The sequence below is a fragment of the Chryseobacterium sp. SNU WT5 genome (genome assembly GCF_007362475.1).
Taxonomy (GTDB): domain Bacteria; phylum Bacteroidota; class Bacteroidia; order Flavobacteriales; family Weeksellaceae; genus Kaistella.
Window position 1 is genome coordinate 2,687,753 of record NZ_CP041687.1, and the last position, 25,704, is coordinate 2,713,456.

29 protein-coding genes are annotated in these 25,704 nt (G+C 34.8%); 23 read left to right on the forward strand and 6 right to left on the reverse strand.

What is annotated here, in order from left to right; genetic code table 11:
* Positions 1 to 19: 19 nt before the first annotated feature.
* The 4 genes from FNJ88_RS12680 to FNJ88_RS12695 all read left to right on the forward strand — a co-directional run bounded on the left by FNJ88_RS12680 (position 20) and on the right by FNJ88_RS12695 (position 4,170).
* Positions 20 to 1,951: a M1 family aminopeptidase gene (locus FNJ88_RS12680; protein WP_143853600.1), complete on the forward strand. Its 1,932-nt coding sequence runs from the start codon at positions 20 to 22 to the stop codon at positions 1,949 to 1,951.
* Positions 1,952 to 2,048: 97 nt separating this feature from the next.
* On the forward strand, positions 2,049 to 3,242 hold the full coding sequence (locus tag FNJ88_RS12685) for a glycine C-acetyltransferase (protein WP_143853601.1): 1,194 nt from the start codon (positions 2,049 to 2,051) through the stop codon (positions 3,240 to 3,242).
* A 5-nt stretch (positions 3,243 to 3,247) separates the two neighbouring features.
* The gene (locus FNJ88_RS12690; protein ID WP_143853602.1) at positions 3,248 to 3,685 is read left to right on the forward strand and encodes a hypothetical protein; all 438 of its coding nucleotides are present in this window, start codon (positions 3,248 to 3,250) and stop codon (positions 3,683 to 3,685) included.
* A 56-nt stretch (positions 3,686 to 3,741) separates the two neighbouring features.
* Positions 3,742 to 4,170 (forward strand): DUF4268 domain-containing protein, encoded by a 429-nt coding sequence (locus tag FNJ88_RS12695; protein ID WP_143853603.1) that lies wholly within the window; start codon positions 3,742 to 3,744, stop codon positions 4,168 to 4,170.
* Positions 4,171 to 4,236: 66 nt separating this feature from the next.
* On the opposite strand, the gene gldG is transcribed toward FNJ88_RS12695, so the two are convergent.
* The 4 genes from gldG to FNJ88_RS12715 all read right to left on the reverse strand — a co-directional run bounded on the left by gldG (position 4,237) and on the right by FNJ88_RS12715 (position 8,195).
* The gene (gene gldG / locus FNJ88_RS12700; RefSeq protein WP_143853604.1) at positions 4,237 to 5,892 is read right to left on the reverse strand and encodes a gliding motility-associated ABC transporter substrate-binding protein GldG; all 1,656 of its coding nucleotides are present in this window, start codon (positions 5,890 to 5,892) and stop codon (positions 4,237 to 4,239) included.
* A 23-nt stretch (positions 5,893 to 5,915) separates the two neighbouring features.
* Positions 5,916 to 6,644 carry an ABC transporter permease subunit gene (locus tag FNJ88_RS12705; RefSeq protein ID WP_143853930.1) on the reverse strand — a complete coding sequence of 243 codons (729 nt, stop codon included), beginning with the start codon at positions 6,642 to 6,644 and terminating at the stop codon, positions 5,916 to 5,918.
* Between the two features lie 72 nt (positions 6,645 to 6,716).
* Positions 6,717 to 7,262, reverse strand: a complete 546-nt coding sequence (locus tag FNJ88_RS12710) for a CopD family protein (RefSeq protein ID WP_143853605.1) — start codon at positions 7,260 to 7,262, stop codon at positions 6,717 to 6,719.
* Between the two features lie 105 nt (positions 7,263 to 7,367).
* Positions 7,368 to 8,195, reverse strand: a complete 828-nt coding sequence (locus tag FNJ88_RS12715) for an S-adenosyl-l-methionine hydroxide adenosyltransferase family protein (protein WP_143853606.1) — start codon at positions 8,193 to 8,195, stop codon at positions 7,368 to 7,370.
* 128 nt (positions 8,196 to 8,323) lie between these two features.
* Here FNJ88_RS12715 and FNJ88_RS12720 point away from each other — a divergent pair, with 128 nt between their 5' ends.
* The 6 genes from FNJ88_RS12720 (at position 8,324) to FNJ88_RS12745 (ending at position 13,196) form a co-directional block, all read left to right on the forward strand.
* Complete coding sequence (locus tag FNJ88_RS12720) at positions 8,324 to 9,283, forward strand: PhoH family protein (RefSeq protein WP_143853607.1); 960 nt, start codon at positions 8,324 to 8,326, stop codon at positions 9,281 to 9,283.
* A 168-nt stretch (positions 9,284 to 9,451) separates the two neighbouring features.
* Positions 9,452 to 10,105, forward strand: a complete 654-nt coding sequence (locus tag FNJ88_RS12725; RefSeq protein WP_143853608.1) for a hypothetical protein — start codon at positions 9,452 to 9,454, stop codon at positions 10,103 to 10,105.
* Between the two features lie 212 nt (positions 10,106 to 10,317).
* On the forward strand, positions 10,318 to 10,971 hold the full coding sequence (locus tag FNJ88_RS12730; RefSeq protein WP_143853609.1) for a hypothetical protein: 654 nt from the start codon (positions 10,318 to 10,320) through the stop codon (positions 10,969 to 10,971).
* 206 nt (positions 10,972 to 11,177) lie between these two features.
* Positions 11,178 to 11,690: a hypothetical protein gene (locus FNJ88_RS12735; protein WP_143853610.1), complete on the forward strand. Its 513-nt coding sequence runs from the start codon at positions 11,178 to 11,180 to the stop codon at positions 11,688 to 11,690.
* Positions 11,691 to 11,846: 156 nt separating this feature from the next.
* Positions 11,847 to 12,362 (forward strand): porin family protein, encoded by a 516-nt coding sequence (locus FNJ88_RS12740; protein WP_143853611.1) that lies wholly within the window; start codon positions 11,847 to 11,849, stop codon positions 12,360 to 12,362.
* 267 nt (positions 12,363 to 12,629) lie between these two features.
* Positions 12,630 to 13,196, forward strand: coding sequence for an outer membrane beta-barrel protein (locus FNJ88_RS12745; protein WP_143853612.1), 567 nt, complete (start codon positions 12,630 to 12,632; stop codon positions 13,194 to 13,196).
* Between the two features lie 189 nt (positions 13,197 to 13,385).
* Here FNJ88_RS12745 and ffh read toward each other — a convergent pair whose 3' ends face one another.
* Positions 13,386 to 14,756: a signal recognition particle protein gene (gene ffh / locus FNJ88_RS12750; protein ID WP_143853613.1), complete on the reverse strand. Its 1,371-nt coding sequence runs from the start codon at positions 14,754 to 14,756 to the stop codon at positions 13,386 to 13,388.
* A 123-nt stretch (positions 14,757 to 14,879) separates the two neighbouring features.
* Here ffh and FNJ88_RS12755 point away from each other — a divergent pair, with 123 nt between their 5' ends.
* From FNJ88_RS12755 to FNJ88_RS12805, 11 genes are all read left to right on the forward strand, one after another.
* Complete coding sequence (locus FNJ88_RS12755; RefSeq protein ID WP_143853614.1) at positions 14,880 to 15,152, forward strand: AtpZ/AtpI family protein; 273 nt, start codon at positions 14,880 to 14,882, stop codon at positions 15,150 to 15,152.
* Positions 15,142 to 15,510, forward strand: a complete 369-nt coding sequence (locus FNJ88_RS12760; RefSeq protein WP_143853615.1) for a hypothetical protein — start codon at positions 15,142 to 15,144, stop codon at positions 15,508 to 15,510. Before FNJ88_RS12755 ends, FNJ88_RS12760 begins: the two co-directional genes overlap by 11 nt.
* A gap of 61 nt (positions 15,511 to 15,571) precedes the next feature.
* The gene (atpB, locus tag FNJ88_RS12765; protein ID WP_143853616.1) at positions 15,572 to 16,678 is read left to right on the forward strand and encodes a F0F1 ATP synthase subunit A; all 1,107 of its coding nucleotides are present in this window, start codon (positions 15,572 to 15,574) and stop codon (positions 16,676 to 16,678) included.
* 50 nt (positions 16,679 to 16,728) lie between these two features.
* On the forward strand, positions 16,729 to 16,923 hold the full coding sequence (gene atpE / locus FNJ88_RS12770) for an ATP synthase F0 subunit C (RefSeq protein ID WP_143853617.1): 195 nt from the start codon (positions 16,729 to 16,731) through the stop codon (positions 16,921 to 16,923).
* Positions 16,924 to 17,022: 99 nt separating this feature from the next.
* A complete protein-coding gene (atpF, locus tag FNJ88_RS12775; RefSeq protein WP_143853618.1) occupies positions 17,023 to 17,523 on the forward strand; it encodes a F0F1 ATP synthase subunit B in 501 nt (166 codons plus the stop codon).
* A gap of 1 nt (position 17,524) precedes the next feature.
* Entirely contained in the window at positions 17,525 to 18,064 is a 540-nt protein-coding gene (gene atpH, locus FNJ88_RS12780; RefSeq protein WP_143853619.1) for an ATP synthase F1 subunit delta, read from the forward strand.
* Between the two features lie 18 nt (positions 18,065 to 18,082).
* Entirely contained in the window at positions 18,083 to 19,660 is a 1,578-nt protein-coding gene (gene atpA, locus FNJ88_RS12785) for a F0F1 ATP synthase subunit alpha (RefSeq protein WP_143853620.1), read from the forward strand.
* A gap of 71 nt (positions 19,661 to 19,731) precedes the next feature.
* A complete protein-coding gene (gene atpG / locus FNJ88_RS12790) occupies positions 19,732 to 20,589 on the forward strand; it encodes an ATP synthase F1 subunit gamma (protein ID WP_143853621.1) in 858 nt (285 codons plus the stop codon).
* A 152-nt stretch (positions 20,590 to 20,741) separates the two neighbouring features.
* Entirely contained in the window at positions 20,742 to 22,100 is a 1,359-nt protein-coding gene (locus tag FNJ88_RS12795) for a hemolysin family protein (RefSeq protein WP_143853622.1), read from the forward strand.
* A 32-nt stretch (positions 22,101 to 22,132) separates the two neighbouring features.
* Positions 22,133 to 22,450, forward strand: coding sequence for an ATP-dependent Clp protease adaptor ClpS (locus tag FNJ88_RS12800; protein WP_143853623.1), 318 nt, complete (start codon positions 22,133 to 22,135; stop codon positions 22,448 to 22,450).
* A gap of 43 nt (positions 22,451 to 22,493) precedes the next feature.
* Complete coding sequence (locus FNJ88_RS12805; protein WP_143853624.1) at positions 22,494 to 23,150, forward strand: rhomboid family intramembrane serine protease; 657 nt, start codon at positions 22,494 to 22,496, stop codon at positions 23,148 to 23,150.
* A 23-nt stretch (positions 23,151 to 23,173) separates the two neighbouring features.
* On the opposite strand, the gene prmC is transcribed toward FNJ88_RS12805, so the two are convergent.
* Positions 23,174 to 24,040, reverse strand: coding sequence for a peptide chain release factor N(5)-glutamine methyltransferase (prmC, locus tag FNJ88_RS12810; RefSeq protein ID WP_143853625.1), 867 nt, complete (start codon positions 24,038 to 24,040; stop codon positions 23,174 to 23,176).
* Between the two features lie 138 nt (positions 24,041 to 24,178).
* Here prmC and FNJ88_RS12815 point away from each other — a divergent pair, with 138 nt between their 5' ends.
* Positions 24,179 to 24,718, forward strand: coding sequence for a C40 family peptidase (locus FNJ88_RS12815; protein WP_143853626.1), 540 nt, complete (start codon positions 24,179 to 24,181; stop codon positions 24,716 to 24,718).
* A gap of 35 nt (positions 24,719 to 24,753) precedes the next feature.
* Positions 24,754 to 25,566 (forward strand): 2,3,4,5-tetrahydropyridine-2,6-dicarboxylate N-succinyltransferase, encoded by an 813-nt coding sequence (locus tag FNJ88_RS12820; protein WP_143853627.1) that lies wholly within the window; start codon positions 24,754 to 24,756, stop codon positions 25,564 to 25,566.
* Positions 25,567 to 25,704 lie beyond the last annotated feature (138 nt).

Here is a 25,704-nt window from a genome sequence, read left to right on the forward strand (position 1 = left end):
ATCGCTAAAACATTAAACGATGAAAAAAATTTATGTCTTGTTGATGCTGAGTGTCTTAACACAGGTATTCGCACAAAATGAAGAGGCAGAAAGAAAAAGTATGATCAATAATGAAAGTCGGCAATATGCAAAAATGATTGACTTCAATGTCAATCCCAATACTTTAAATTATGATCTTAAATACCAGAGATTAGATTTGGATTTAGATCCAGCTCAACATTTCGTGAGTGGAACAGTAACAAGTCATTTTATTCCAAACGCAAATCTATCCAGGATGTACTTTGATTTTTCCAATGTTCTTGTGGTTTCGGAGGTGATATATCAAGGATCCAAATTAAGTTTTGAGCAGTTACCATCCAAAGAACTTAAAATAGATTTCTCATCCACTCTTACTGCAGCTACGTTGGATTCTTTATCAATCAAATATTCGGGTTCGCCTGATACTTCTGGTAGTGCTGGTGATGCTTTTACGGTCTCTACACAAGGTGGGACACCAGTTTTATTTACTCTTTCCGAACCTTATGGTGCCCAGGAATGGTTTCCAACAAAGCAGAGTATGAATGATAAAATAGATAAAGTAGATATCAAGATTACCACGCCTTCTCAATATAACGTTGCTTCTAACGGTAAATTGTTTTCTGAAACGATATTACCGGGAAATAAAAAATTGACATTTTGGCAAACTAACTATCCAATTTCAGCTTATTTAGTTGCTTTGGGAATTACGAATTATACTAAATTTAATGATACGATGGGAACGCCACCTTTCCCATTTGTGAATTATGTGTATCCGTCTACGGCAGCCAACTCAGCAACGATGGCGACCATCAATTGGACGAAGGATATAATGGATGTCTTTGAGCAGTATTTTGGTGCTTACCCTTACAGAAATGAAAAATATGGGCACATGCAATTTGGCTGGGGTGGTGGAATGGAGCATTCTACAATGTCGTCCATGGGAGGATTTAGTAAATCGCTTATCGCTCATGAACTTGCCCATCAATGGTTTGGAGATAAGGTAACCACTGGATCGTGGAATGATATATGGCTCAATGAAGGTTTTTCAACTTTCGGAGCTCATCTTGCCAATGAAAAGTTATTGATGACTAATACCCAGTTTATGTCTTTCCTTTCAAATGAAATTACTCTTGTTACCAGCAATGCTGGGGGAAGCGTGTACGTTTCAGATGCTAATTTAGGAAATACAAATGCTATTTTTAGCAGCAGATTGTCTTATTCTAAAGGGGGTTATGTGGTACGAATGTTGAAATGGATTTTAGGTGATGCTGCTTTTTATCAAGCCGTAAAAGAGTATCATTCAAGACCAAATCTTGCATACAGTTATGTAACAACAAATGATTTAAAAAATTCTCTGTTATTGAGCACAGGAAAGGATTTTACCGAATTTTTTAATGATTGGATCTATGGTGAAGGATATCCAACTTACCAGATAAAATGGAACCAGACACCAGATAAAATTTTAAGATTTAACATAGGCCAAACCCAAAGTCATTCGTCGGTGAATTTCTATGAAATGCCATTGCCAATTAAGGTTACCGGAACCAATAACGAAATTGCTTATCTGGTTTTAGATCATACCACCAATAATCAGGTGTTCGCGAAACCACTGACTTTTAATGTGGCTTCGATTCAGTTTAATTATGAAAATCAAATTCTTACAAAAAATGCAAATGTTGTAAAAGATCCTTCTATCCTTTCGACTGGTGATGTTGCTAAGAATACTTTCAAAATTTACCCTAATCCAGTTAAAGAACAACTTTCTGTAAACGGAATAAATAAAGATGAACCTTTCGAAATTTTCAGTGTAGATGGAAAGATGGTAAAATCAGGACTTCTTTCAGTTAAAAAATCAATTAATGTGAACAGTCTTCCAAAAGGAGTTTACTTTTTGAAAATTACGGAGAGAAATTTGAAATTTATTAAAGAATAGTAAACTCAAAGGTAACATAACTTTGAAACAGCAAAAAAATAAAAGCCTTCCGAAAGAGGGCTTTTTTTCTTAAATTAGCCATTCAAAATAAAAAATTATGATATCTACCAAATACCTGGAGAATTTACAGAACGAACTTCAAAATATTAAGAATGATGGCCTCTATAAAACAGAAAGAATTATCACTTCGCAGCAGTCTGCTGTCATTGAAGCAAATGGTAAAACACTTTTGAATTTCTGTGCCAATAATTATTTAGGTTTATCAAATAATAAAGAGGTGATGAAAGCTTCCCAAGACATGATTGAAAGTCATGGATACGGAATGTCTTCCGTACGTTTTATCTGTGGAACTCAGGATATTCATAAAGATTTGGAAGCTAAAATATCTAAATTCCTAGGTTTAGAGGATACTATTCTATACGCTGCCTGTTTTGATGCGAACGGTGGAGTTTTCGAACCATTGTTTACCGATCAGGATGCGATTATCTCCGATGAATTAAATCATGCTTCAATCATTGATGGAGTGCGTTTATGTAAGGCAGCACGATACCGTTACAAGAATAATAATATGGCCGATTTGGAAGAACAGCTCATTGAAGCTTCCAAAAAAGACCACCGATTTAAAATCATCGTTACAGATGGTGTATTCTCAATGGACGGGATTGTCGCAGACTTAAAAGGTGTTTGCGATTTGGCAGATAAATATGATTGTTTGGTAATGGTTGATGATTCGCACGCAACAGGATTTATTGGTAAAACGGGAAGAGGAACACATGAAGCCAATGAAGTAATGGGCAGAGTAGATATTATCACCTCCACTTTAGGAAAAGCTTTAGGAGGTGCGCTTGGAGGATTTACTTCTGGGAAGAAAGAAATTATTGATATGTTGAGACAACGTTCAAGACCTTATTTATTTTCGAATTCCTTAGCTCCTGGTATTGTGGGTGCAGCGATTAAAGTTTTGGATATGATTTCCGACGATACTTCTTTGAGAGATCAAGTGATGCAAAATGCAGAATATTTTAGAAAAGAAATGAAAGCCAAAGGTTTTGATATTCCAGACGGAGATGCAGCTATTGTTCCAGTCATGTTATACGATGCACCTCTCGCTCAAAAGATGGCAGAACACTTAATGGATGAAGGAATCTATGTAATCGGTTTTTTCTTCCCGGTAGTGCCAAAAGGAAAAGCAAGAATCAGAGTTCAGCTTTCTGCGGCGCATACTAAAGAACAGTTGGATAAAGCTATTGCAGCTTTTGAAAAAGTTGGGAAAGACTTAGGAGTAATTTAAATTACATGAAACGGAATTATCTTTTACTGCTTTTGATTTTTGGTATTACTTCTTGTAGTATCTCAAAAATTAATCAGTATGTAAAAGATGGTAAGGTGCAAAGAAGAGAGGGTAGATGGGTTGAGGAAAATTCATCAGAAGAAGGAATTTTTATTTCTAAAGGAAGGTATCGTGACGGTGAAAAGATAGGGATCTGGAGAACCAGCCTCAACGGAAATCGTTATCAGAGAGAAGCCTTCCGAAAAGATCTTATTAAAACCAAATTCTACTATCCTAATGGAAGAATAAAGGAAAAAGGACAGTCTAAAATGGAACGTGATGATGATTTTAGACATTGGTTTTACATGGGAGATTGGACGCATTATAATAAGAGCGGACAACTAATGTATATTAAAACTTATCATAAAGATAAAAAGGCGGATAGTGTCGCGGTTAGACAGTAGCTACTTATTCAATTTTATTGAAGGGAAAATTTTCAAAAACGTATTTCGTATTAAAAATGTTCAGTAAGCAGGAAGCACAGCAAATCAGAAAGGAATTCTGGATCGCGTTTGGAAAAAGCTTTCCTAGAAAGTGGATTTTATACAATACGAAAATCAAAGATTTCTCCTTTAAATTCAATGCTGATCCTAAAAAAGCGGAAGTTTCTCTAGATATAGAGATGACTGATGAACTTTATCGAAATGCTTATTTTGACAAAATCTGGTCTTTGGAATCTATTTTAGAAGAAGAGATTGGAGCAGTTCAGAAAGATGAATTTTATACTTTGGATAATGGAAAAGTGATTTCTAGATTTTGGGTAACCAAAGAAAATGTTTCCGTTTATAACAAAAGCACATGGTCAGATATATTTGCATTTTTTATAGAGAAAATGGAAGGCTTTGAAAGGGTGTTTTATGAATACGAAGATTTCATTAAAGATGTATAATCCCATTTATTGTTTCCTATTTGGTCAAAAAAAACCTTCAAGATCTAATTCTCGAAGGTTTTTCTTTTACTGAAATTTCTTTTTTCGCCACCAGTAGAAAATTCCGCCTAAGAGACCAATAATTAGAAGAGGAAATAACAGATTAAACCATTGCCAATTGCTTTTTTCATCATCAATTCTCTGTCGGTCAAGTAATCGAGCTTCTATATTTCTGTTCCTTAATTCCATTAAATTGGAATCATCCAGCAGGTAATCCAGCGCATTTCTAAGAAATTGTTCATTTCCGTATGCTTGTTTGGTGAGTAGATCTTCGCCCAATGGTAATGCTTTGCCCTTATAGATTTGATTTCTACCTACATCACCATCGGCAATAACAATCATTCTGTTGTTTGCACTTTGCGCCTTAAATTGAGGGTACATTTTTCGTTCGCTTCTTGCAACGTAGGCAGAATTAAATTTCCCCTCTAAACTAACTGCAAAAATTTTAGGCGAAGTAGGTTGTTCTAATTCACCTGGCGCATCTGCACTCACAATTTCGGTCAATGAAACGTAATTCGGTACTTGCTTCACAGTTGTTCTGTTACTGGACTCAAACAAAATATTAGTTTTAATGTTTTTTCGTCCTAAAGTATCAATAGAAGTTGGAAATTCGAATTTTACAGGATTGATGTTTTTAGTAATTGGATTTTTATTTTCAGAAATCCCTAAAGGAAAATAAGGCCACAGAAAACTGCTGTATTGCGGGTTTCCGGCAACTTCACCCGAGACAATTCTAATTAACGCACTTTTTTGCATATCCTTTACCAAACCAGCGTTCAGACGAATTCCGTAATTGAAAAAGAAGTCAGTTAAATTTAAGTCCTGTGGGTAGGCCATGATTTTTTTTGACTGAAAAAGCGTATCCATTTCCGCATTTACTGCATCGACCATCCACAGCGTTTTTCCTCCATTCATGATATATTGGTCAATGATGACCTTTTCATTCTCTGTAAAAGGTTTCCTTGGTTTTGCGATGACTAATGCATCCATTTTAGTTAATAATGGAACATCAGCATAAGTTAATTCCGTTTGGTTTTGAGGAATTACGGGTCCTGCATTATAATTTTCGGAAGCTATTTTCATGAATCCTTCAAATTCCTGCGGACGGAGTTCATCTTGATTAATTAAAACCCCGATGTTTTTTTTACGAATTTGAGTGCTGTTTTTGATATTTGAAACCAAATTATATTCTAAGTTTTCAATGGATCTATTCAGTTGTTCAGATGCGTCTATTCCCGTTTGGTTGATGATTAAAGGAACTGATGTACCGTGGCGGTTATATTTAATTGTCGCATAGGGGAAAATAACAATTTCAGATATTTTACCTTCTTTCATGTCAGGTAAAATTGAAGGTTCCAGTCCCATGGCCGCCAAAGTATCTTTTGACATCTTTGTTTTAATGGGATCAATAAACCGGTAATCAATTTTCGAATTTACTTTTCGAAACTCTTCCAGCATAAATCTTGTTTCGTTTTGTAACTGACGGAAACTGGCAGGGAAATCTCCCTCTAAATATACGTCGACCATCAATGGTTTCTTCACAGATTCCAAAACTTTGATCGTACTTTCGGATAGCGTGTATCTTTTCTCCTGTGTTAAATCAAAACGTTTGGAGAACATCCCAAATACACCCAAAAATAATCCAAGGACAAGAATAATATAAATACTATTTTTTTTATTCATTTTTTAACAGCAATAAAAGTTGTTTACTTTTTTTTAGTGACAAAAGCTTTCGCAATAAATAGACAGGTGATTATAACTGCAATAAAATAGAAAACATCTCTGGTGTCTATTAAACCTCTCGTAAAAGAAAGAAAATGCTGATAAAATCCAAGCTTCGAAAGAAGATAATCAACACTGCCTAACAATTTGTAACTGGCTAACTGTTCAATGCCGAAATACATAATGAAGCAAAGAAAAAGACCAAGTAAGTAAGCTATCACCTGATTTTGAGATAAAGAAGAAGCCAAAATTCCAACTGCCGAAAATGCGGCTGTTAAAATAATCAAACCGAAGTAACTGCCGGATGTTGCGCCTAAATCAATATTCCCTTCCGGAACTCCCAAGATATAAACGGTATACAAATAGACCAAAGAGGGAACCAGACAAAAAATACCCATAACCCAAACTGCCAGAAATTTACCGATAACTAATTCAGAAATTTTTATAGGCTGTGAAAATAGCCAGCTTAAAGTTCCGGAATGTTGTTCTTCTGCCAATGATTTCATAGAAATTGCAGGAATTATAAACAATAATAGCCATGGCACAAGAACAAAATAACTCTGCAAACTTGCAGATCCTATATCAAAAATATTAGAATCGTTTTCAAAGAAAAATAAAAATAAAGTTCCAATTAAACTGAAAGCGGCCATAATTAACCACGCACTCCAATTTCCAAGATAGGTCCAAATTTCTTTTTTAAATAGTGCAAACATATAATTAGGTTGTATGGAATAGGTTTTTGGTTTTAGATTGAAAAAACTATCATTTACAAATGACATTAACCATTAAGATTTTTTCTTGTTTACCAATTTTACTGTCATCATTATCAGAAATACCAAAACGATAAATCCAACAATTAATTGCCACCAATATTCAATGACCATCGATTTTAGGATTACTGTAAAAACGACTAAAAATAAAATGAACGTTGCGATTTCATTGGCTTGACGAAGCTTAATATTGGCGATAGGTAAAATGTTTCCCTGAAGATTTTTAATTTGCAAAATCCTTTTCCAACACCAGTAATGATAGAGTGCTAAACCTAGCAAAAAAGTTAGTTTTAAATGAAACCAAGGAGTTTTCATCAAACCGAAGTTGAGGAAAATCATGGTGAGGCCTGTGATTAACATGATTGTGCCGGCGGGTACCGTAATAATATTCCATAGCCTTCTCGCCATGAAAACATATTGCTCTCGAAGAACTTGCCTTTTATTTTCATCAAATTCATCAGTGTCTTTATAATACACGAAAAGTCGAACAAGGTAAAAAATACCTGCGAAATAACTGACCATGAAAATGATGTGAACCGCTTTGATAATGGTGTAAAGCATGTAAAGAATTTAGATGCAAAGATAATAGATTAAAATCAGAAAAATTTACCTTTAGTAGATGATAAATGCAAAATGAAACTGCATTTTACAGACAGTAAATGTTTTTTACGCGAACTCAATAATGATTTTCTCGCCCACCTGCAATCCGAAAAGCGTTTTAGCACCATTTTCACCGTTTCCCTTGTATATCGTTAGTTCCAGCAATCCAGCGTCATTAAAAACCGCTGCTGCTTTCCCATGAAATTCATGTTCAATTTTCCAGTCGGGTACCAGATCTGTATATTGATTGTAAATTTTCGATAATGCTAAATTTCTGAACTTGACTAAGAAACTTTCAAAACCAATAGCGGTTTTTTCAAAAAATTTCTGGGTAATATTAGAAACTACATTTCCAAAATTATCAATGTACATAATTTCACCGATCAGTAATTTTTCACTTTCGTTGAAAACAGCCCGCGGAAAAGAAAGTTGTTTCGGTGTTTTGTATTTTCTGCCAATCACTTCTGGTAAACCCCCATTTTGCAGATGTACCGCTACTGGAGCAAAAATATCTGTCGAAGTGAAACTTACTTGATCATCAAAACGATTGTTGAAGGTGATCTCATATACATCTTCCGGTTTGATATCGTAGAATATTAAACTTAGAACACCGTTGTCTGCTGCTATAAAATAATGTCCATCTGCTTTGTATAAAATGGATTTTCGCTCTTTGTTGAAGAAACTGTCTACAGAAATAATATGAACGGTTCCTTTGGGGAAATAAGAATAGGAATTTCTAACAATATATGCGGTCTGCAATAAATTATAAGCCTGAATTTGATGAGAGATATCGACGATGGTTACCTCTTCTTTTAAAGTCAAAATTGATCCTTTCACCGAGGCAACCCGGTGATCAACTAATCCGTAATCTGAAGTAAAAGTAATAACTGACATGTCTGTTTTTAGGAAAGTACAAATTTAGTTTAAAAAAAATATTTTGAGCAGTATTGTGGAAAAGTAAGCATGATATTTGATTTAAAATTGATACTTTTAAGAAAAATATAAATATAAGCAACAATTATATGTTTGAATTAAACTACGAAATTTCCGGCATTGAGTCTAAAACTTTTTACGGAGTTAATAATCAATATTTTAATTTACTGAAATCTAAATTTCCTACTTTAAAAATTACAGGTAGAGATCATTACGTATTTGCAAAAGGAAATCAGGAGGCGCTCGATATTTTAAAGGAAAAAATGGACGATGTTGTTCAGTTTGTATCCAGAAATAATTCCATTACGTTAAAAGATTATGAAAGTATTTTGAACTTGAAAGATGATAACGAAAAACATTTGGTTTTTGATCAGGATATTATTGTAAAAGGAGTCAACGGCAAAATCATCAAAGCAAAAACAACCAACTTAAAAAAACTGGTAAAAGCTACGGATACTAAAGATATGGTTTTTGCAATTGGACCCGCTGGAACTGGAAAAACGTATACCAGTGTTGCTTTGGCAGTAAGAGCTTTACGTGATAAAGAAGTAAAGCGAATTATTTTAACCAGGCCAGCAGTAGAAGCAGGGGAGAGTTTAGGATTCTTGCCTGGCGATTTGAAAGAGAAGTTAGATCCATACTTACAACCACTTTACGACGCGCTTCGAGATATGATTCCACACGAAAAACTCGAGGGATTAATAGAAAAAAATGTAATCGAAGTCGCACCACTTGCTTTTATGAGAGGCAGAACTCTGGATGAAGCTTTTGTAATTCTAGATGAAGCTCAGAATACAACGCATGCTCAAATGAAAATGTTTTTAACGAGAATGGGAATGAATGCGAAGTTTATTATTACCGGTGATCCTACTCAAATCGATTTACCCATGAGACAGAAATCTGGTTTAAAGGAGTCCATGAGAATATTAGAAAATGTAGATGAAATTGGTTTTGTTTATCTTACGGAAGAAGATGTAGTGCGACATCCCGTGGTTAGGAAAATTATTGCAGCATATAGTAAAGAGGATGAAAGACAACGAGAGGAATAAATATTTATTTCAACGCTTTTAATCACCGATAATTTTAGCCGAAAAAGAAATTTTTTCCGATTAAAATTGATAAATATGAAAAATATCAGTTATTGAAAAAATACGCCTTGATTTTTAGTTAGTAATCGACTGTTTATTTAGTTTTGCCGAAGAATTAAATAAATAAACATGAAAAAATTATTTTTAGCAAGTGCAATCGCACTTTTCGCAACAGTAAGTGCACAGGAATTCAAACCTGCAGCAGGTGATGTAACTGTAGACTTAGGAGTATCTGGAGGTTTAGGAAACACATCAATCGGCTTGGCAGATGGTGGTGCAGCTTTCAAAGTAAGATATTTCAAAACTGACAAATTAGCTTACAGATTCACTATGGTATTGGCTAATAACAGCGATACTGACAATTCTGTAACAAATGTTGTTAGTAAGGATAATGATTTCGCATTAGGTTTAGGATTTGGTGCTGAAAAACATTTCACAGGAACAGACAGATTGTCTCCATATGTAGGAGGTGATATCATGATCGGATATGCTTCTCAAAGTTCAAAAAGTACTTTCACACCAACTAGTGGAACAGCAGTTGTAAGTGAAGTAAAAGGTCCAAACACTTTTGGAGCAGGAGTAAGAGGTGTATTTGGTGCTGATTATTATTTTGCAAAAAGAGTATTCTTAGGAGTTGAAGCAGGTTTATCTTTGATGTATTCGTCAGAAGGTGACACAACAACTTCAGTTACAGGATCTCCAGATGTAACTGTAAAAGGTGGAAGTAATTTCAATATTTCTCCATCAGTTGTTACAGGAATCAGAATTGGTTATGCATTCTAATTAACAATAGTTATATAATTGAAGAGGTCGGTATTTTTACTGACCTCTTTTTTTGTGGATTAATTAAAACACTGACTTGATTTTTTTAATAATTATTATGTTAAATGATTGACTTTTAAATAAGATAATCCGGTTTTGTTTTTTTTATATGTTAATTGTTGTTAATTTAAATAATATTATATACATTTGCACACCTTAAAAAAGGCAATATTATGAAAAAATTATTTTTAGCAAGTGCAATCGCACTTTTCGCAACAGTAAGTGCACAGGAATACAAACCTGCAGCAGGTGATGTAACTGTAGACTTAGGAGTATCTGGAGGTTTAGGAAACACATCAATCGGCTTAGCAGATGGTGGTGCAGCTTTCAAAGTAAGATATTTCAAAACTGACAAATTAGCTTACAGATTCACTATGGTATTGGCTAATAACAGCGATACTGACAATTCTGTAACAAATGTTGTTAGTAAGGATAATGATTTCGCATTAGGTTTAGGATTTGGTGCTGAAAAACATTTCACAGGAACAGACAGATTGTCTCCATATGTAGGAGGTGATATCATGATCGGATATGCTTCTCAAAGTTCAAAAAGTACATTCACACCAACTAGTGGAACAGCAGTTGTAAGTGAAGTAAAAGGTCCAAACACTTTTGGAGCAGGAGTAAGAGGTGTATTTGGTGCTGATTATTATTTTGCAAAAAGAGTATTCTTAGGAGTTGAAGCAGGTTTATCTTTGATGTATTCATCAGAAGGTGACACTACAACTTCACTTACAGGATCTCCAGATGTAACTGTAAAAGGTGGAAGTAATTTCAATATTTCTCCATCAGTTGTTACAGGAATCAGAATTGGTTATGCATTCTAATTAACAATAGTTATATAATTGAAGGGGTCGGTATTTTTACCGACCTCTTTTTTTGTGAATATATTATTTATTTTAAATTTAACTAATAACACTATAAGTTAAGTTGGTTTTTTTACTTTGATTTTTAGACTGAGTTAATTTCATATGTTAAATTTGGTTAATTGCAATAAAATTATATACATTTGTGCACTTTAAAAAAATAAATTATGAAAAAAGTATTTTTAGTTGGTGCTTTAGCACTATTCGCTGGAGTTAATGCCCAAACTGGGAATTTCAAATTAGGAGCTCATGTTGGATTACCAGTAGGTGATGCAGGTGATACAACTAGTGTACTAATTGGAGCAGATGTGGCATACATGTGGCCAGTTTCTGCAGATTTAAAAGTCGGAGTTGCTTCAGGCTATTCAGCTTGGGTTGGTAAATCTGTTACTACTACTGTTTTCGGACAGACATTTACTTATGATGTTCCCACAGTGAGTATGGTACCAGTTGCTGCTACCGCTCAATATATGCTTGCACCTCAATTTAGTTTAGGTCTTGATCTGGGATATGGTTTCCTGTTTACTTCTGATGCTAATGATGGTGGTTTTTATTATCAGCCAAAAGCTGCTTACCACTTCGGACCAAGTGAGCTTTACTTAGGTTATTTAGGCTTGACTAAAGATGGAAATTCTGTAAGTGCTATCAATTTAGGTTATGCTTACACTTTTGGAAAATAATTTTTCCTATTCAGTATAAATTAATCCCACTTTTTAGTGGGATTTTTCTGTATATAGAAATATCGTACTTCGTCTGATCGAGTTGATTTTATTAAGCAAATACCAGTGGGTGTAAAAGAAAAATATTCTATTTTTGCACATTAATAAATAAACAATATGAAAAAATTATTTTTAACGGCCTCAATCGCACTATTTACCACATTAAGTGCTCAAAAAGCCAATTTTGGAGTTAACGCTGGATTGTTATCTGCTTTTGCGAAAGTAAAAACACCGGTGGCAAGTGATGCAAATTCTGAAACTGGATTTTATGTTGGGTTTTTCGCAGAAATTAATGCAGGAAGTAAAGTAAAAGTTCAACCGGCAGTCAATTATGCAAATATTCAAAATGGTAGTGCTTTACAAATTCCTATCATGGTGAAGTATTATGTTGATCCGAAGTTTAATCTACAAGTTGGACCTCAGTTTACTTTTGATTTTGAAGAAAATCCGCTGCCAGATTATTATAATCCAACAAATATAGGAATGGCTTTAGGAGCTGCTTATGATTTTAGTTCTAAATTTTTTGTAGAAGGTAGATATGCTTTTCAATTAAATAATCATCTGAAGAATATGCCGAGCGGTTATAGCGCAAAAATTAATTTTTTGAATGTAGGCCTTGGATATAAATTCTAATAGTAATCAAACTCTATTATTATCCTGAGCACTGCTCAGGATTTTTTCTTTTGTAATAAAGAAGTTTTTTAGTGTGGGGTAAATTCAACTGTTAAATTTATGAGTCTTTTTTTATTATTTGCTTAAAATTTATTTGAAAGTCGTCGGCAATTTATCTTTTGAATTAAAAGGTACTCATAATTTTTAGTTTAAGGCCCGTTTTTTGTATAAATATTAACATCATCACAATTTCGTTAATAGAAATTATAAACATAAAAATTATATATTATGAAAAAGTTATTGATTACAGGTGCAGTTGCTTTATTAGGAATTACAGCGCAAGCACAGTTACAAAAAGGAAACTGGATGGTTGGTTCACAAGTAGCCAACGTAAAATTCACTAATGGTTTCAGTATGAACCTAACTCCAAATTTAGCTTATTTTGTGCAGGACAGATGGGCAGTTGGAGCGCAAGTAGGCCTTAATGTAGTTAGTCCACAAGGAACTAGTGCTACACAAACCGACTGGAGCATTGCACCTTTCACAAGATATTATTTCACTTCTAATGAAATTGATAACTTGTTGAACAACGGCGCATTTTTCGCAGAAGGTAGTGCTGGATTTGGTGGAAATAACTCAAGCACAGGAAGTTCTACTAATGGAGTAGACTTAGGAATTGGGGCAGGTTATGCATATTTCATTACTCCAAGTGTAGGATTAGAAGCGCTACTAAAATATAAAGGTCTTGTAGGAGGTGGAAATACTACCGCTCAAGGTAATTTATATTTAGGGGTTGGTTTCCAGATTTATTTGCCAAACTCTAAAGCAAAAGCTGCATTAAGAGACAATCAATAAGGTTTTTGCTCTAATAACATAGACTGTTTTACTCACGTAAAGCAGTCTTTTACATTTACGTAAATAGATTTAAAATTATCATTGATAAAAAATTTTAGAATTTATTTTCTTAAGAATTGCAATACAGAATTTATAAAAAAGAAAACCCCGAGTTTCCTCAGGATTTTCTTTTTATATTGTCGAGTACAGTTATCTTCCAAATAGATTGCCACCTGGCATTCCTGCCCCTTTCGGCATTCCTTTGCTCATCATTTCCATCATCTGTTTTCCTTGTGGTCCTTGCATCATCTTCATCATTTTGCCCATTTGCTCGAATTGTTTCATTAAAGCGTTTACATCTTCAATTTTTCGGCCGGCTCCTTTTGCAATTCTGTTTTTTCTCTGCGTATTAATGATAGAAGGTCTTCTTCTTTCTTCTGGTGTCATCGAATGAATGATCGCTTCAATATGTTTAAAAGCGTCATCCTGAATATCAACATCTTTAATGGCTTTGCCAACTCCTGGAATCATGCCCATCAAATCTTTCATATTACCCATCTTTTTGATCTGATTGATTTGTTTTAAGAAATCATCAAAACCAAACTCATTTTTGGCAATTTTTTTATGAAGTTTTTTTGCTTCCTCTTCGTCAAACTGTTCTTGTGCTCTTTCAACTAAGGAAACAACATCACCCATTCCTAAGATCCGATCCGCCATTCTTTCCGGATAGAAAACATCGAGTGCTTCCATCTTTTCTCCAGTGGAGATAAATTTAATCGGTTTTTCTACTACAGAACGAATTGTTAGAGCAGCTCCACCTCTTGTATCACCATCTAATTTGGTCAGAACAACTCCGTCGAAATTCAAGGCATCGTTAAAGGCTTTTGCAGTATTCACGGCATCTTGTCCGGTCATGGAATCTACAACGAACAGCGTTTCTTCGGGTTTGATGAAATAATGGATTGATTTAATCTCGTTCATCATCGCTTCATCAACTGCCAAACGTCCGGCAGTATCCACGATCACCACGTCGTGACCATTTTCTTTCGCAAACTTCACTGCATTTTCTGCAATAGAGGAAGGATTTAAGGCGCCTTCTTCTGTGTAAACAGGAATGCCTGTTTGTCCACCTAGTACTTTTAACTGTTCAATTGCAGCTGGACGATAAACATCGCACGCCACCAAAAGGGGTTTCTTGCTTCTTTTTTGCTTTAAATAATTGGCTAATTTTCCAGAGAAAGTTGTTTTACCGGAACCTTGCAAACCAGCAATTAAGATCACACTTGGTTTCCCAGAAAGATTGATTCCTTCGTGGGTGCTTCCCATTAACGTCACCAATTCGTCATGAACGATTTTGGTCATTAACTGTCCCGGTGTTAAACTCGTCAGTACATTTTGACCAAGCGCTTTGTCCTGAACTCTCTTGGTAAGGTCTTTCGCTACTTTGTAATTAACATCGGCATCAACCAACGCACGGCGAATTTCTTTTACCGTTTCTGCAACGTTAATTTCTGAAATCTTCCCGCGCCCCGAAATATTCTGAAGCGCTTTATCTAATTTATCCTGTAAGCTATTGAACATAATTTTTCTTTAAGAGTTGCAAAAATAAGGAATTTTTTGATGTGTTCTAAATAACAAGGGTCCAATTTGCGATATTCGAGGCTTTTTTTGTTTTAAAGTCGTACTTTTGCCAAAAGTTTACAAATGGCTGAAGAAGACTTTAATAATGATAAGGAAGTTCCCATCAATACAGAAAAAAAAGCCTCTTGGGGCATGCGTCAATACGGCGTTTATTCCACGGTAGTTTTTCAAATATTGGCAACCATGGGTTTAGCCTTTTGGGGAGGTAAAAAAATAAATGATTATTTTGAGGTTAAGTCCAATTTGCTCACCTTGGCCATAGGCCTCACAGGAATGGCTTTGGCATTTTACAATTTATTGAGACAACTAAAAGAAATTCAGAAAGATGAAAAATAATTACCTGTATATCGTATTGTATTTTTTAATGTTCATTGCGCATTTTTTTCTTTTTAAGTATTTAGAAAATTGTTGTGAGATCATTTTCATTAAATATTACTTGTTTTTAACCATACTCTTTATGATGGTGATCACCGTAATTTCTATTTGTAAAAAACTATATCCTGACTATTTGGGTTTTATTTTCATGGGAATTGTGATGGTGAAATTGGCGTTAATGTTTTTGATCATGAATAAGTTAAATTTGAGCGAGGTGCCGAACTATAAATTACATTTCATCATTCCTTATTTAATCTCTTTGTTGTTGGTAACTCTTTACAGTGTGAACATCATTCAAAAAGATGAAAAAAATCATTAATCGTGGTTTTTTTATTCTGATTATTTATTCTATTTTTGCAAAACTTTAAAAAGACATACCAATGCTTAAGAGAGTTCTACTTCTACTCAGTTTTCTATCTACGTTTACCCTTTCAATGGCTCAGGATGGAGCGATTTCCACCGATTCAGCAGTGGAGACACCTGTTTTAACCACAGCTTTAAGCGAAGGAGAACAAGTGAAAGCTGAAAATCAGGAGTTCATTAGACATCACCTTTTAGATGCCCATAGTTTTGATGTTATGGTTACAAAAGATGGTCATCATTTGGGATTCCCTTTGCCTGTTATCTTTTATGATCAGGAAAATGGCCTACATACCATGATGAGTTCTGCATTTGAACACGGTGAAAAGGTTGTAGAAAGCAAAGGTGGTTTTTATGTGCTACACCACGAAAAAATTTACAAAACAGACGCAGCAGGAACTATTACAACTGATGCTGATCATTTTACTACCAACGAAAAAGTAATCGATTTTTCTATTACCAAAAACGTGTTTATGATCTTGCTGACCGTTTTGATTCTCTTCCTGATCTTCGGAAGTATGGCTAGAAATTATAAAAAATCCTTAGTTCCCTCTGGAGTAGGAAAGTTATTTGAACCTTTAATTATCTTCGTAAGAGATGAAATTGCTATTCCAAATGTTGGGAATAAATATAAAAAATACATAGGTTATCTTTTAACGATCTTCTTCTTTATTTTATTCTTAAATATCTTTGGTTTAATGCCTTTTGGAGTGAATGTTACAGGAAATATCGCAATTACGACCTCTTTGGCTTTGTTTACTTTTATTCTTGTACAATTTACCGCAAACAAAAACTATTGGAAACATATTTTCTGGATGCCGGGATTACCTTGGCCAATGAAAATTATTTTGATGCCGATTGAAGTTCTTGGAATGTTCATCAAACCATTTGCACTTTTAATACGTCTTTTTGCAAATATGACTGCTGGACACATTGTAGTGATGTCGTTAATAGCAATGATTTATTACTTTAAAAATGTTATGGCAGGTATCGCTTTCCCTGCATTGACTTTGGTATTATACCTTCTTGAGATTCTAGTAGCTTTCCTTCAGGCATATATATTTACGATGCTTTCTGCAGTGTATTTCGGTATGGCAAATGAGGAGCATCACGAAGAAGCTCATTAATTAAAAAAAAGCAAATCAAATTTTAAACTAATTTTTTAAATTATATTATTATGGAAATTCCAAAACTAGTAGGTGCAGGTTTAGTGGTAATCGGAGCAGGTTTAGGTATCGGTAAGATCGGTGCTGCTGCTTTAGAAGGTATGGCTCGTCAGCCAGATCAAGCTGGTAAACTACAAACAGCGATGCTTATTGCTGCTGCACTAGTGGAAGGTCTTGCATTTGCTGCATTATTCGCAGTAAACTAAGACTTACCCTAAAAAATTACCACTAATCGTGAACGGTTGGTTACCGATTAGTGGTTTTATTTAAAAAATTAAATTAATAGTATATAATATATTACATATATGGGAGCCTTATTAGAACAATTTTCATCAGGTCTATTTATTATTCACTCACTTATTTTTCTTGCATTATTATTTCTTTTGCAAAAATTTGCGTGGAAACCAATTTTAGCTGCGATCAATGAGAGAGAAGTTACCATAGTTGATTCTTTGAATCAAGCGAAATTGGCTAAACTTGAAGTTGAAAACTTGAAAGCAGAAAACGAAATCATCATCCGTGAAGCAAAAGTAGAGCGTGATCAGATTTTGAAAGAAGCAAGAGAGATTAAAGATCGAATCGTAGGTGAAGCTAAAGATGTTGCAAAAACGGAAGGTGATAAAATGATTGAGTCTGCAAGACAAACGATTCAAGCTGAAAAATCAGCGGCGGTTGCTGATATTAAAAGTCAAATTGGTACACTATCCGTGGAAATTGCAGAATCTATTTTGAAACAAAAATTAGATAATGACGGTGCTCAAAATGCTTTAGTAGCAAATATTCTTAATTCTTCTAACTTAAACTAGGATGCGTACAGGTAAAGTTGCAAAAAGATATGCGCAAGGTTTACTAAATTTCACGCAGGAATCAGGAAGTACAATTTCTGTCTTTGCTGAAATGAAAGACCTCGTTAATACCATCGAAAAATCAAAAGATTTGCAGAGTTTTTTTAAGTCTCCAATTATTGCGATCAAAAAAAAGATTAGCGTTTCTGAAGAGATCTTCAAAAGTTTCTCTCCAATCTCCAGAAATTTGATTCAATTAGTAATCAAACATGGGAGAGAAGGTCAGTTAGGAAATATCGGACAGGAATTTATTAACAAAGTAGAAGACTTAAATGGAGTTCAAAGAATCACTTTAACTTCAGCGACAGCTCTTTCAGAAGAAAATATTCAAAGTATTTTGAAATCCAGCAGCCTTGTTAATCATCAAAAGCAATTTGAGGTAAAATCCATTATTAATCCTGAGATATTAGGTGGTTATATACTAAGAGTGGGAGATCAGCAGATTGACGCTTCGGTAAAGTCGAAATTAGCCCGATTACAAAAAGAATTTCAATTAAACTAAGACAAAAACAACCATAAAATGGCAGAAATAAATCCGGCAGAAGTATCTGCAATTCTAAAACAGCAGCTCGCTAACTTCGAGACACAATCAAATGTAGAAGAAGTGGGAACGGTATTAACCATCGGTGATGGTATCGCTTTGGTGTACGGTTTGGAAAATGTTCAGTACGGTGAATTGGTAAAATTCCAAAGCGGCGTTGAAGGAATCGTTCTTAACCTTGCAGAAGATAATGTTGGGGTCGCTCTTTTGGGTGAGTCTAAATTGGTAAAAGAAGGAGATACAGTTAACAGAACTCAAAGAATTTCATCGATCAAAGTTGGTGAAGGAATGTTGGGTAGAGTAGTGGATACCTTAGGTAATCCAATTGATGGGAAAGGACCGATTGCTGGTGAAACGTATGAGATGCCTTTGGAAAGAAAAGCTCCAGGAGTAATTTTCAGACAGCCGGTAACTGAACCATTACAAACGGGTATAGTAGCAATCGACTCGATGATTCCTGTAGGAAGAGGACAAAGAGAATTAATTATTGGTGACCGTCAAACAGGTAAAACTGTTGTAGCGATTGATACTATTATTAATCAAAGAGAATTCTATGATGCAGGGGAGCCTGTATTCTGTATATATGTTGCAATTGGACAAAAAGGGTCGACTGTAGCACAAATTGTTAAAACATTAGAAGATAAAGGAGCTTTAGCATATACTGTAATTGTTGCAGCAAACGCCTCTGATCCGGCACCAATGCAAGTTTACGCGCCAATGGCCGGAGCTGCAATTGGAGAATTCTTCCGTGATACGGGTAGACCAGCTCTTATTGTTTATGATGATTTGTCAAAACAAGCAGTTGCTTACCGTGAGCTTTCTCTACTATTAAGAAGACCACCGGGCCGTGAAGCTTATCCAGGAGACGTTTTCTACCTTCACTCCAGATTATTGGAGAGAGCAGCAAAAGTGATCAAAGATGATACGATTGCAGCACAAATGAATGATTTACCAGATTCATTGAGACCTTTAATTAAAGGGGGTGGTTCATTAACTGCATTACCAATTATTGAAACTCAAGCAGGTGACGTTTCTGCATATATCCCAACCAACGTAATTTCGATTACAGATGGTCAGATTTTCTTGGAAACAGACTTATTTAACTCCGGAGTTCGTCCTGCAATTAACGTAGGGATCTCGGTGTCTCGTGTTGGAGGTAATGCTCAGATTAAATCAATGAAGAAAGTTTCAGGTACTTTGAAACTGGATCAGGCACAATATAAGGAACTGGAAGCGTTTGCAAAATTTGGTTCGGACTTAGATGCATCAACTCAAGCAGTTATTTCTAAGGGAGAAAGAAATGTAGAAATCTTGAAACAACCTGTTAACTCTCCACTACCGGTAGATAGCCAAGTTGTTATGATTTATGCAGGAACAGAAAACTTATTGAGAAATATCCCTGTTGAGAAGGTTAGAGAATTTCAAAAAGAATACGTTGCGTTTTTGAGATCAAAACATCCAGAAACGATGGCGGCGATTAAATCTGGTAAAATTGATAGTTCAATTACAGATGTTTTGAAACAAGCTGCTACAGAATTAGCTTCTAAATACAACTAAAAAAACACTTAATATTCAGTATTCATCATGTTAAATTTTGAATACTGAATTTTTAATTTCGATTTCAAAGAATGGCAAATTTAAAGGAAATACGAGGAAGAATTACTTCGATCTCTTCGACAATGCAAATTACGAGTGCAATGAAAATGGTTTCGGCAGCGAAACTAAAGAAGGCAACCGATGCTATTGTCATGTTGAGACCTTACTCAGAGAAATTGCAGGAAATTATAGAAAATGTAAGTTCTACAACCGATCTTGAAGGAATTTCTGAATATACAGAACAAAGAGAAGTTAAAAAAGTACTATACATTGTTGTGACTTCTAATAAAGGATTGGCAGGAGCTTTTAACTCGTCCATAATTAAGGAGTTAAATAATACAATTGCAAATTCCAGTCACGAGATAGAAATTCTTGCTGTTGGTAAAAAAGTTTATGACGCAGTTAGAAGAGGTAGAAAAGTATACGACAATCAAAGTGCAATCTTTGATGGAATGAGCTTCGAAGTGGTTGCTAATTTCGTTGAAAATGTGATGAGAGATTATCGTGAAGGTACTTTTGACAAGGTATATGTTATTTACAACAAGTTCATCAATGCTGCAACTCAGGAAGTACAAATGGAGCAGGTATTGCCTATTTCTCTACCGGAGAAAAAAGATACGGTAAATACAGACTACTTATTTGAGCCGAATGCAAAAAATATTTTAGGAGTTTTAATGCCTAAGTCGATTAAAACTCAAGTTTATAAAGCAATTCTTGATTCCGTAGCTTCCGAACATGGAGCTAGAATGACGGCGATGCACAAAGCAACCGATAATGCTGAATCGTTGAGAAATGATCTGAAGATATTTTATAACAAAGCGAGACAAGCTGCAATTACCAATGAAATCTTGGAGATCGTAGGTGGTGCAGAGGCTTTGAAAAATTCTTAAATGTAATATTGAAGAATTAATTTCTTCTCAGGATAAATGTAAACACCGAAGCTTCGGTGTTTTTTATTTTTAGTATCGTGTAGCAGCAATAATAAATAAATATTAGTTGCTAAATTTATGTATCTTTGTAACAATATTTTTTAAATTTTTAAATGGACTCGGACATAGTCAAGCTCTTGTTAGCTTTATTTTTAGTAGTACTGAATGGTTTTTTCGTAGCCGCAGAATTCTCTATCGTTAAAGTTCGTTACTCTCAAATCCAAATTAAAGCTGCCGAAGGTCATTCGATGGCGAAACAAGCAGAGCACATCATCAAGCATCTTGATGAATACCTTTCTGCTACTCAATTAGGGATTACCTTGGCATCACTAGCTTTAGGTTTCGTAGGTGAAAGTGCGCTTCACCATATCTTTGAGAATATTTTCAATTATTTTAATTTGGCAGTAGCAGCTACCACAATTACTACGGTTTCATTGGTATCTAGTTTTCTGTTAATTACCGTAATGCATATTGTATTTGGAGAATTAATTCCAAAATCGATTGCTATTAGAAAATCAGAAGCAACTTCCATGTTTATTGCAATGCCTTTACGGGTTTTTTATACTGTTTTTAAACCTTTTATTTGGACTATGAATCAAATGTCTAATGGGTTTTTACGTTTGATAAAGATCCATCCGGCTTCTGATCAGGAAATCCACTCTACGGAGGAACTCCAGCTGTTAGTTAAGCAATCCGCAGATTCAGGAGCGATTGAAGAGGAAAATTACGAGATTATTAAGAATGCTTTTGATTTTACAGATCACTCGGCAAAACAAATCATGATTCCACGTCAAAATATTGCTTCAATTGATATTGAAGAGCCAGTGGAAGATATCATCAATATCATTATGGATGGCGGCTATTCAAGGCTTCCTGTCTATAAAGATTCAATAGATAATATTATAGGGATTTTTTATGCTAAGGAAATCATTCGCGAATATGTAAAGAGGAAAGGCGAGATCGATCATGATGATTTAAAAGAACTCATGAGAGATGCATTTTTTGTCGTTGGAAGTAAAAAGATCTCTGACTTACTTAAAGTTTTCCAACAAAAAAAGCAACATTTAGCAGTTGTTATTGATGAATTTGGAGGGACAGAAGGGATTGTAACTCTTGAGGATATCTTAGAAGAATTGGTAGGCGAGATTCAGGATGAAGAAGATGACGAGGAAAAAATTGTTGACAAAGTTGGAGAGAATGTTTTCTGGGTGAAAGCTACGCAGCCTTTGGATGAGATTAATGAAAAATTACCTAAAATGTTTCCTATTTCAGAAGATGGGGAATACAATACTTTAGCCGGTTTTATCTTGCATGAACTTGAGGATATTCCAGGTGAGAATCATGAATTTGAAATCAACGATTATCAGATTAAAATTCTGAAAATGAAAAATAAAAGTGTGGATCTGGTTGAGCTTGTTTATGAAGAGCCCAATATTCTGACTGATCTTACAAATGAATTAGGAGAAATTTAATTTAAAGAATTTATTTTTAAAATTAAAGATTTATGGGATTACATTATAATATTCCTTTGAATATTAGGGATTACGAAAATCCACAGCGGGAGTATGAAGAAGAAGTTGCCCTTCTTGAAAAAGAGGATGATGTTTATAAAATTGTTTTATGGAATGACGATGTTAATACCTTTGATGATGTTATAAATGCACTAGTTGAGATTTGTGAACATACCTTCGAACAGGCAGAGCAATGTACAATTCTTGTGCATTACAAAGGAAAATGTACCGTAAAAACCGGGAGTTTAGAAAAACTAAAACCAATGCATGAAAAATTACTATCCCGAAGTTTAACTTCAGAAATAGTTTAAAAACCAAGTTTCGGTCTCCGAAACTTTTATTTTGTTATAAATTATGAGTCCAGTTTTATTGATTATCATTGCAGCTACGGCCATTATCAGTTATATTGCTTTCAGTAATCACGCGATGTTCGAAAAATACAAGTTCAATGTCGGTGCAATTGTGCGCAACAAAGAATATGTGCGTTTAATTTCTGCCGGTTTTTTACACGCAGATTTAATGCATTTATTTTTCAATATGTTTACGTTGTATATCTTTGGGCCTATTGTGGTAGAAGCGTTTGGAGCATTTGGATTTTTACTCGTTTACTTCGGTTCCATCCTTTTAGGAAATGTATTTTCACTTTATCTTTACAAAAACCAATCCTGGTATTCTGCAATTGGCGCGAGTGGTGGAGTTTCAGGGATTTTATTTGCCTCGATTGCCATGATTCCGGATTTAGGTTTATATTTGTTCTTTATTCCGATCGCAATTCCAGGTTATATCTTTGGAGTCGTTTATTTCGGTTATTCAGTTTACATGATGCTGAATCCAAAACAGAATGACAATATCGGCCATGCCGCACATTTAGGTGGCGCTTTTTTCGGTCTAGTTTACGCCGTTGCTGTGCAGCCCGAAAGAGCCATGCACAATGCTTTATACTTAGGGATGATGTCGCTGCCTTTGATTTATATGGCTTATATGGTTTTCGTGAAAAAGAGAATTGGCTAGAATTTTTAGAAGCAACTCGATTTTCACTCAAAATTTAAAAGAGTATTCTTCCTTCCCCAAACAATCCTCTCATTCCCTGACAGATCTTTCAACAACTCAACTTCCTCTAAAACATCAACAAAAAGTTCCAAAGTATCCTTTCCTAATTTCTGATTAATTTCCAGAAAAACTAATCCGTTTTCAGCCAAGTGACTTTTGCAGTCTTCTGCGATTTTTTCATAGAAAATCAGAGCATTTGAAGTCGGCGAAAACAAAGCCATTTTCGGTTCAAATTCTTTCACCGAATCAGCAATCTCTTCTTCTTCCTCAATACCAATATACGGCGGATTCGAAATAATAACATCATACATTTCAGTCAAGTTCCCCTTAAGATAGTCCTGATGGATAAAATTAATATCAATGTTGTGGAAATCTGAATTTCTTTGTGCGGTTTTCAAAGCATTTTCAGAATAATCAATCGCTGAAACTTGCGCTGCAGGAAAGTGTTTCTTCAACACAATCGGAATAATCCCAGATCCAGTCCCGATATCTAAAATTTTGAAATCTTTCTTGCCTAAACCTTTAATTTTTCCTATCGCCAATTCCAGCAATTCTTCTGTTTCTGGTCTTGGGATTAAAACATGTTCATCTATAAAAAATTTCAAACCATAAAATTCGGTCTCACCCAAAATCTGTTGGAATGGCTTTCCGGTTTTTAGTTCTTTAATGATATTCTGAAGTTTTATTAATAAAGAATCTTCTATTTCGCTGTTAATCCGCTGTCTCATTTCGAATTGGTTCCAGCCATTAAAGTGCTGAATAATAATATCTATCAATGTTGCACTTTCAGAATCTGTATAGATGGTTGAAAGTTGCTTTTTGAAACAGCTTTTATATTCTTGATAGGTCATTATACTGGTTATTTTTTCAATTTTTTAAATATAAATCCTTTTTTTTAATTAGAAAGAAGATGTAAGGTGATAATTGAGCATAACAAAATCTTAAGATGAATATATTTTCACTATTTTTGAAAAAATTGGCAAAATAGAATGAAAAGATATCTTTTAATGGTGTTTACCGCAATGATTTTAGTTTCTTGTGGATCTTCAAAAAATGTGGTTGCAAAAAGAGAAACTCCCACAAAGACAGTTAAGAAAGCAAGTAATCTTAAAACGCTTGAATCAAATTATTCAGGTAGAAATTCCTCACTCGTAGATGAACTTTTAAAAGACGCGCGAAAATATTTAGGTGCTCCGTATAAATACGCGGGAAATACGTCCGCTGGTTTTGATTGTTCTGGTTTAATTTGTAAAGTATTTGATGAAAATAGTTATAAGCTGCCAAGAAGATCAGAAGATCAATCGAATAAAGGAAAAGAAATCAAAATTAAAGAAGCTAAGCCAGGTGATCTCGTCTTCTTTGCGACTTCCGGTGGATCAAGAGTTACCCACGTTGGAATTGTTCATGATATAGGAAATGATGGAGAAGTGAAATTTATCCATTCGTCTACATCCAAAGGCGTGATCATTTCGTCGCTCAACGAGAAATACTGGAACAATGCTTATCTTTTCGCCAGAAGAGTTTTGTAAATTTGTATTCTTTCTTAAATTAAAAATAATCAATAATGATATTACAGCAAACCATTGAAAATATTTGGGACAATAGAGAATTGTTGCAAAATGAAGATAGTAAAAAATCGATTCGCGAAGTAATCCGACAATTAGATTTAGGAAAACTTAGAGTCGCTGAACCAACTGCAGATGGCTGGAAAGTAAATGAGTGGGTGAAAAAAGCAGTGGTGATGTACTTTCCGATTCAAAAGATGGAAACCATTGAAGTAGGACCGTTTGAGTTCCATGACAAAATGCCGTTGAAAAAAGGGTATGCCGAAAAAGGTGTTCGTGTTGTACCGCATGCAGTTGCGAGAGAAGGTGCTTATATCGCTCCTGGAGTTATTTTGATGCCTTCTTATGTAAATATTGGTGCGTATGTCGATTCCGGCACCATGGTCGATACTTGGGCAACAGTTGGTAGTTGTGCCCAAATTGGAAAAGATGTTCACCTAAGTGGTGGAGTAGGAATTGGTGGAGTGTTAGAACCATTACAGGCAGCACCTGTTATTATAGAAGATAATGTTTTTGTGGGTTCCAGATGTATCGTTGTAGAAGGTGTTCATGTCGAAAGAGAAGCTGTTTTAGGAGCAAACGTCGTTTTGACTGCTTCCACAAAAATTATCGATGTAACTGGTGATTCGCCGGTGGAAATAAAAGGAAGAGTACCGGCACGTTCTGTTGTGATTCCTGGTAGTTATACCAAGAAGTTCCCAGCAGGCGAGTTTCAGGTTCCTTGTGCTTTGATTATTGGTCAGCGGAAAGAATCCACAGATAAGAAGACGTCTCTTAATGATGCGTTGAGAGAAAATAATGTCGCAGTTTAATAATTTCGAAACTAGCTAATTATTTTACACTAGAAACTAATGATAAAGTCTATCTTTAAAATTCATATTTTATCTCTCGTTATTTTCAGTATTTTTCGATTTATATTACTGTTTTCAAATAGTTCGCACTGGAATTTT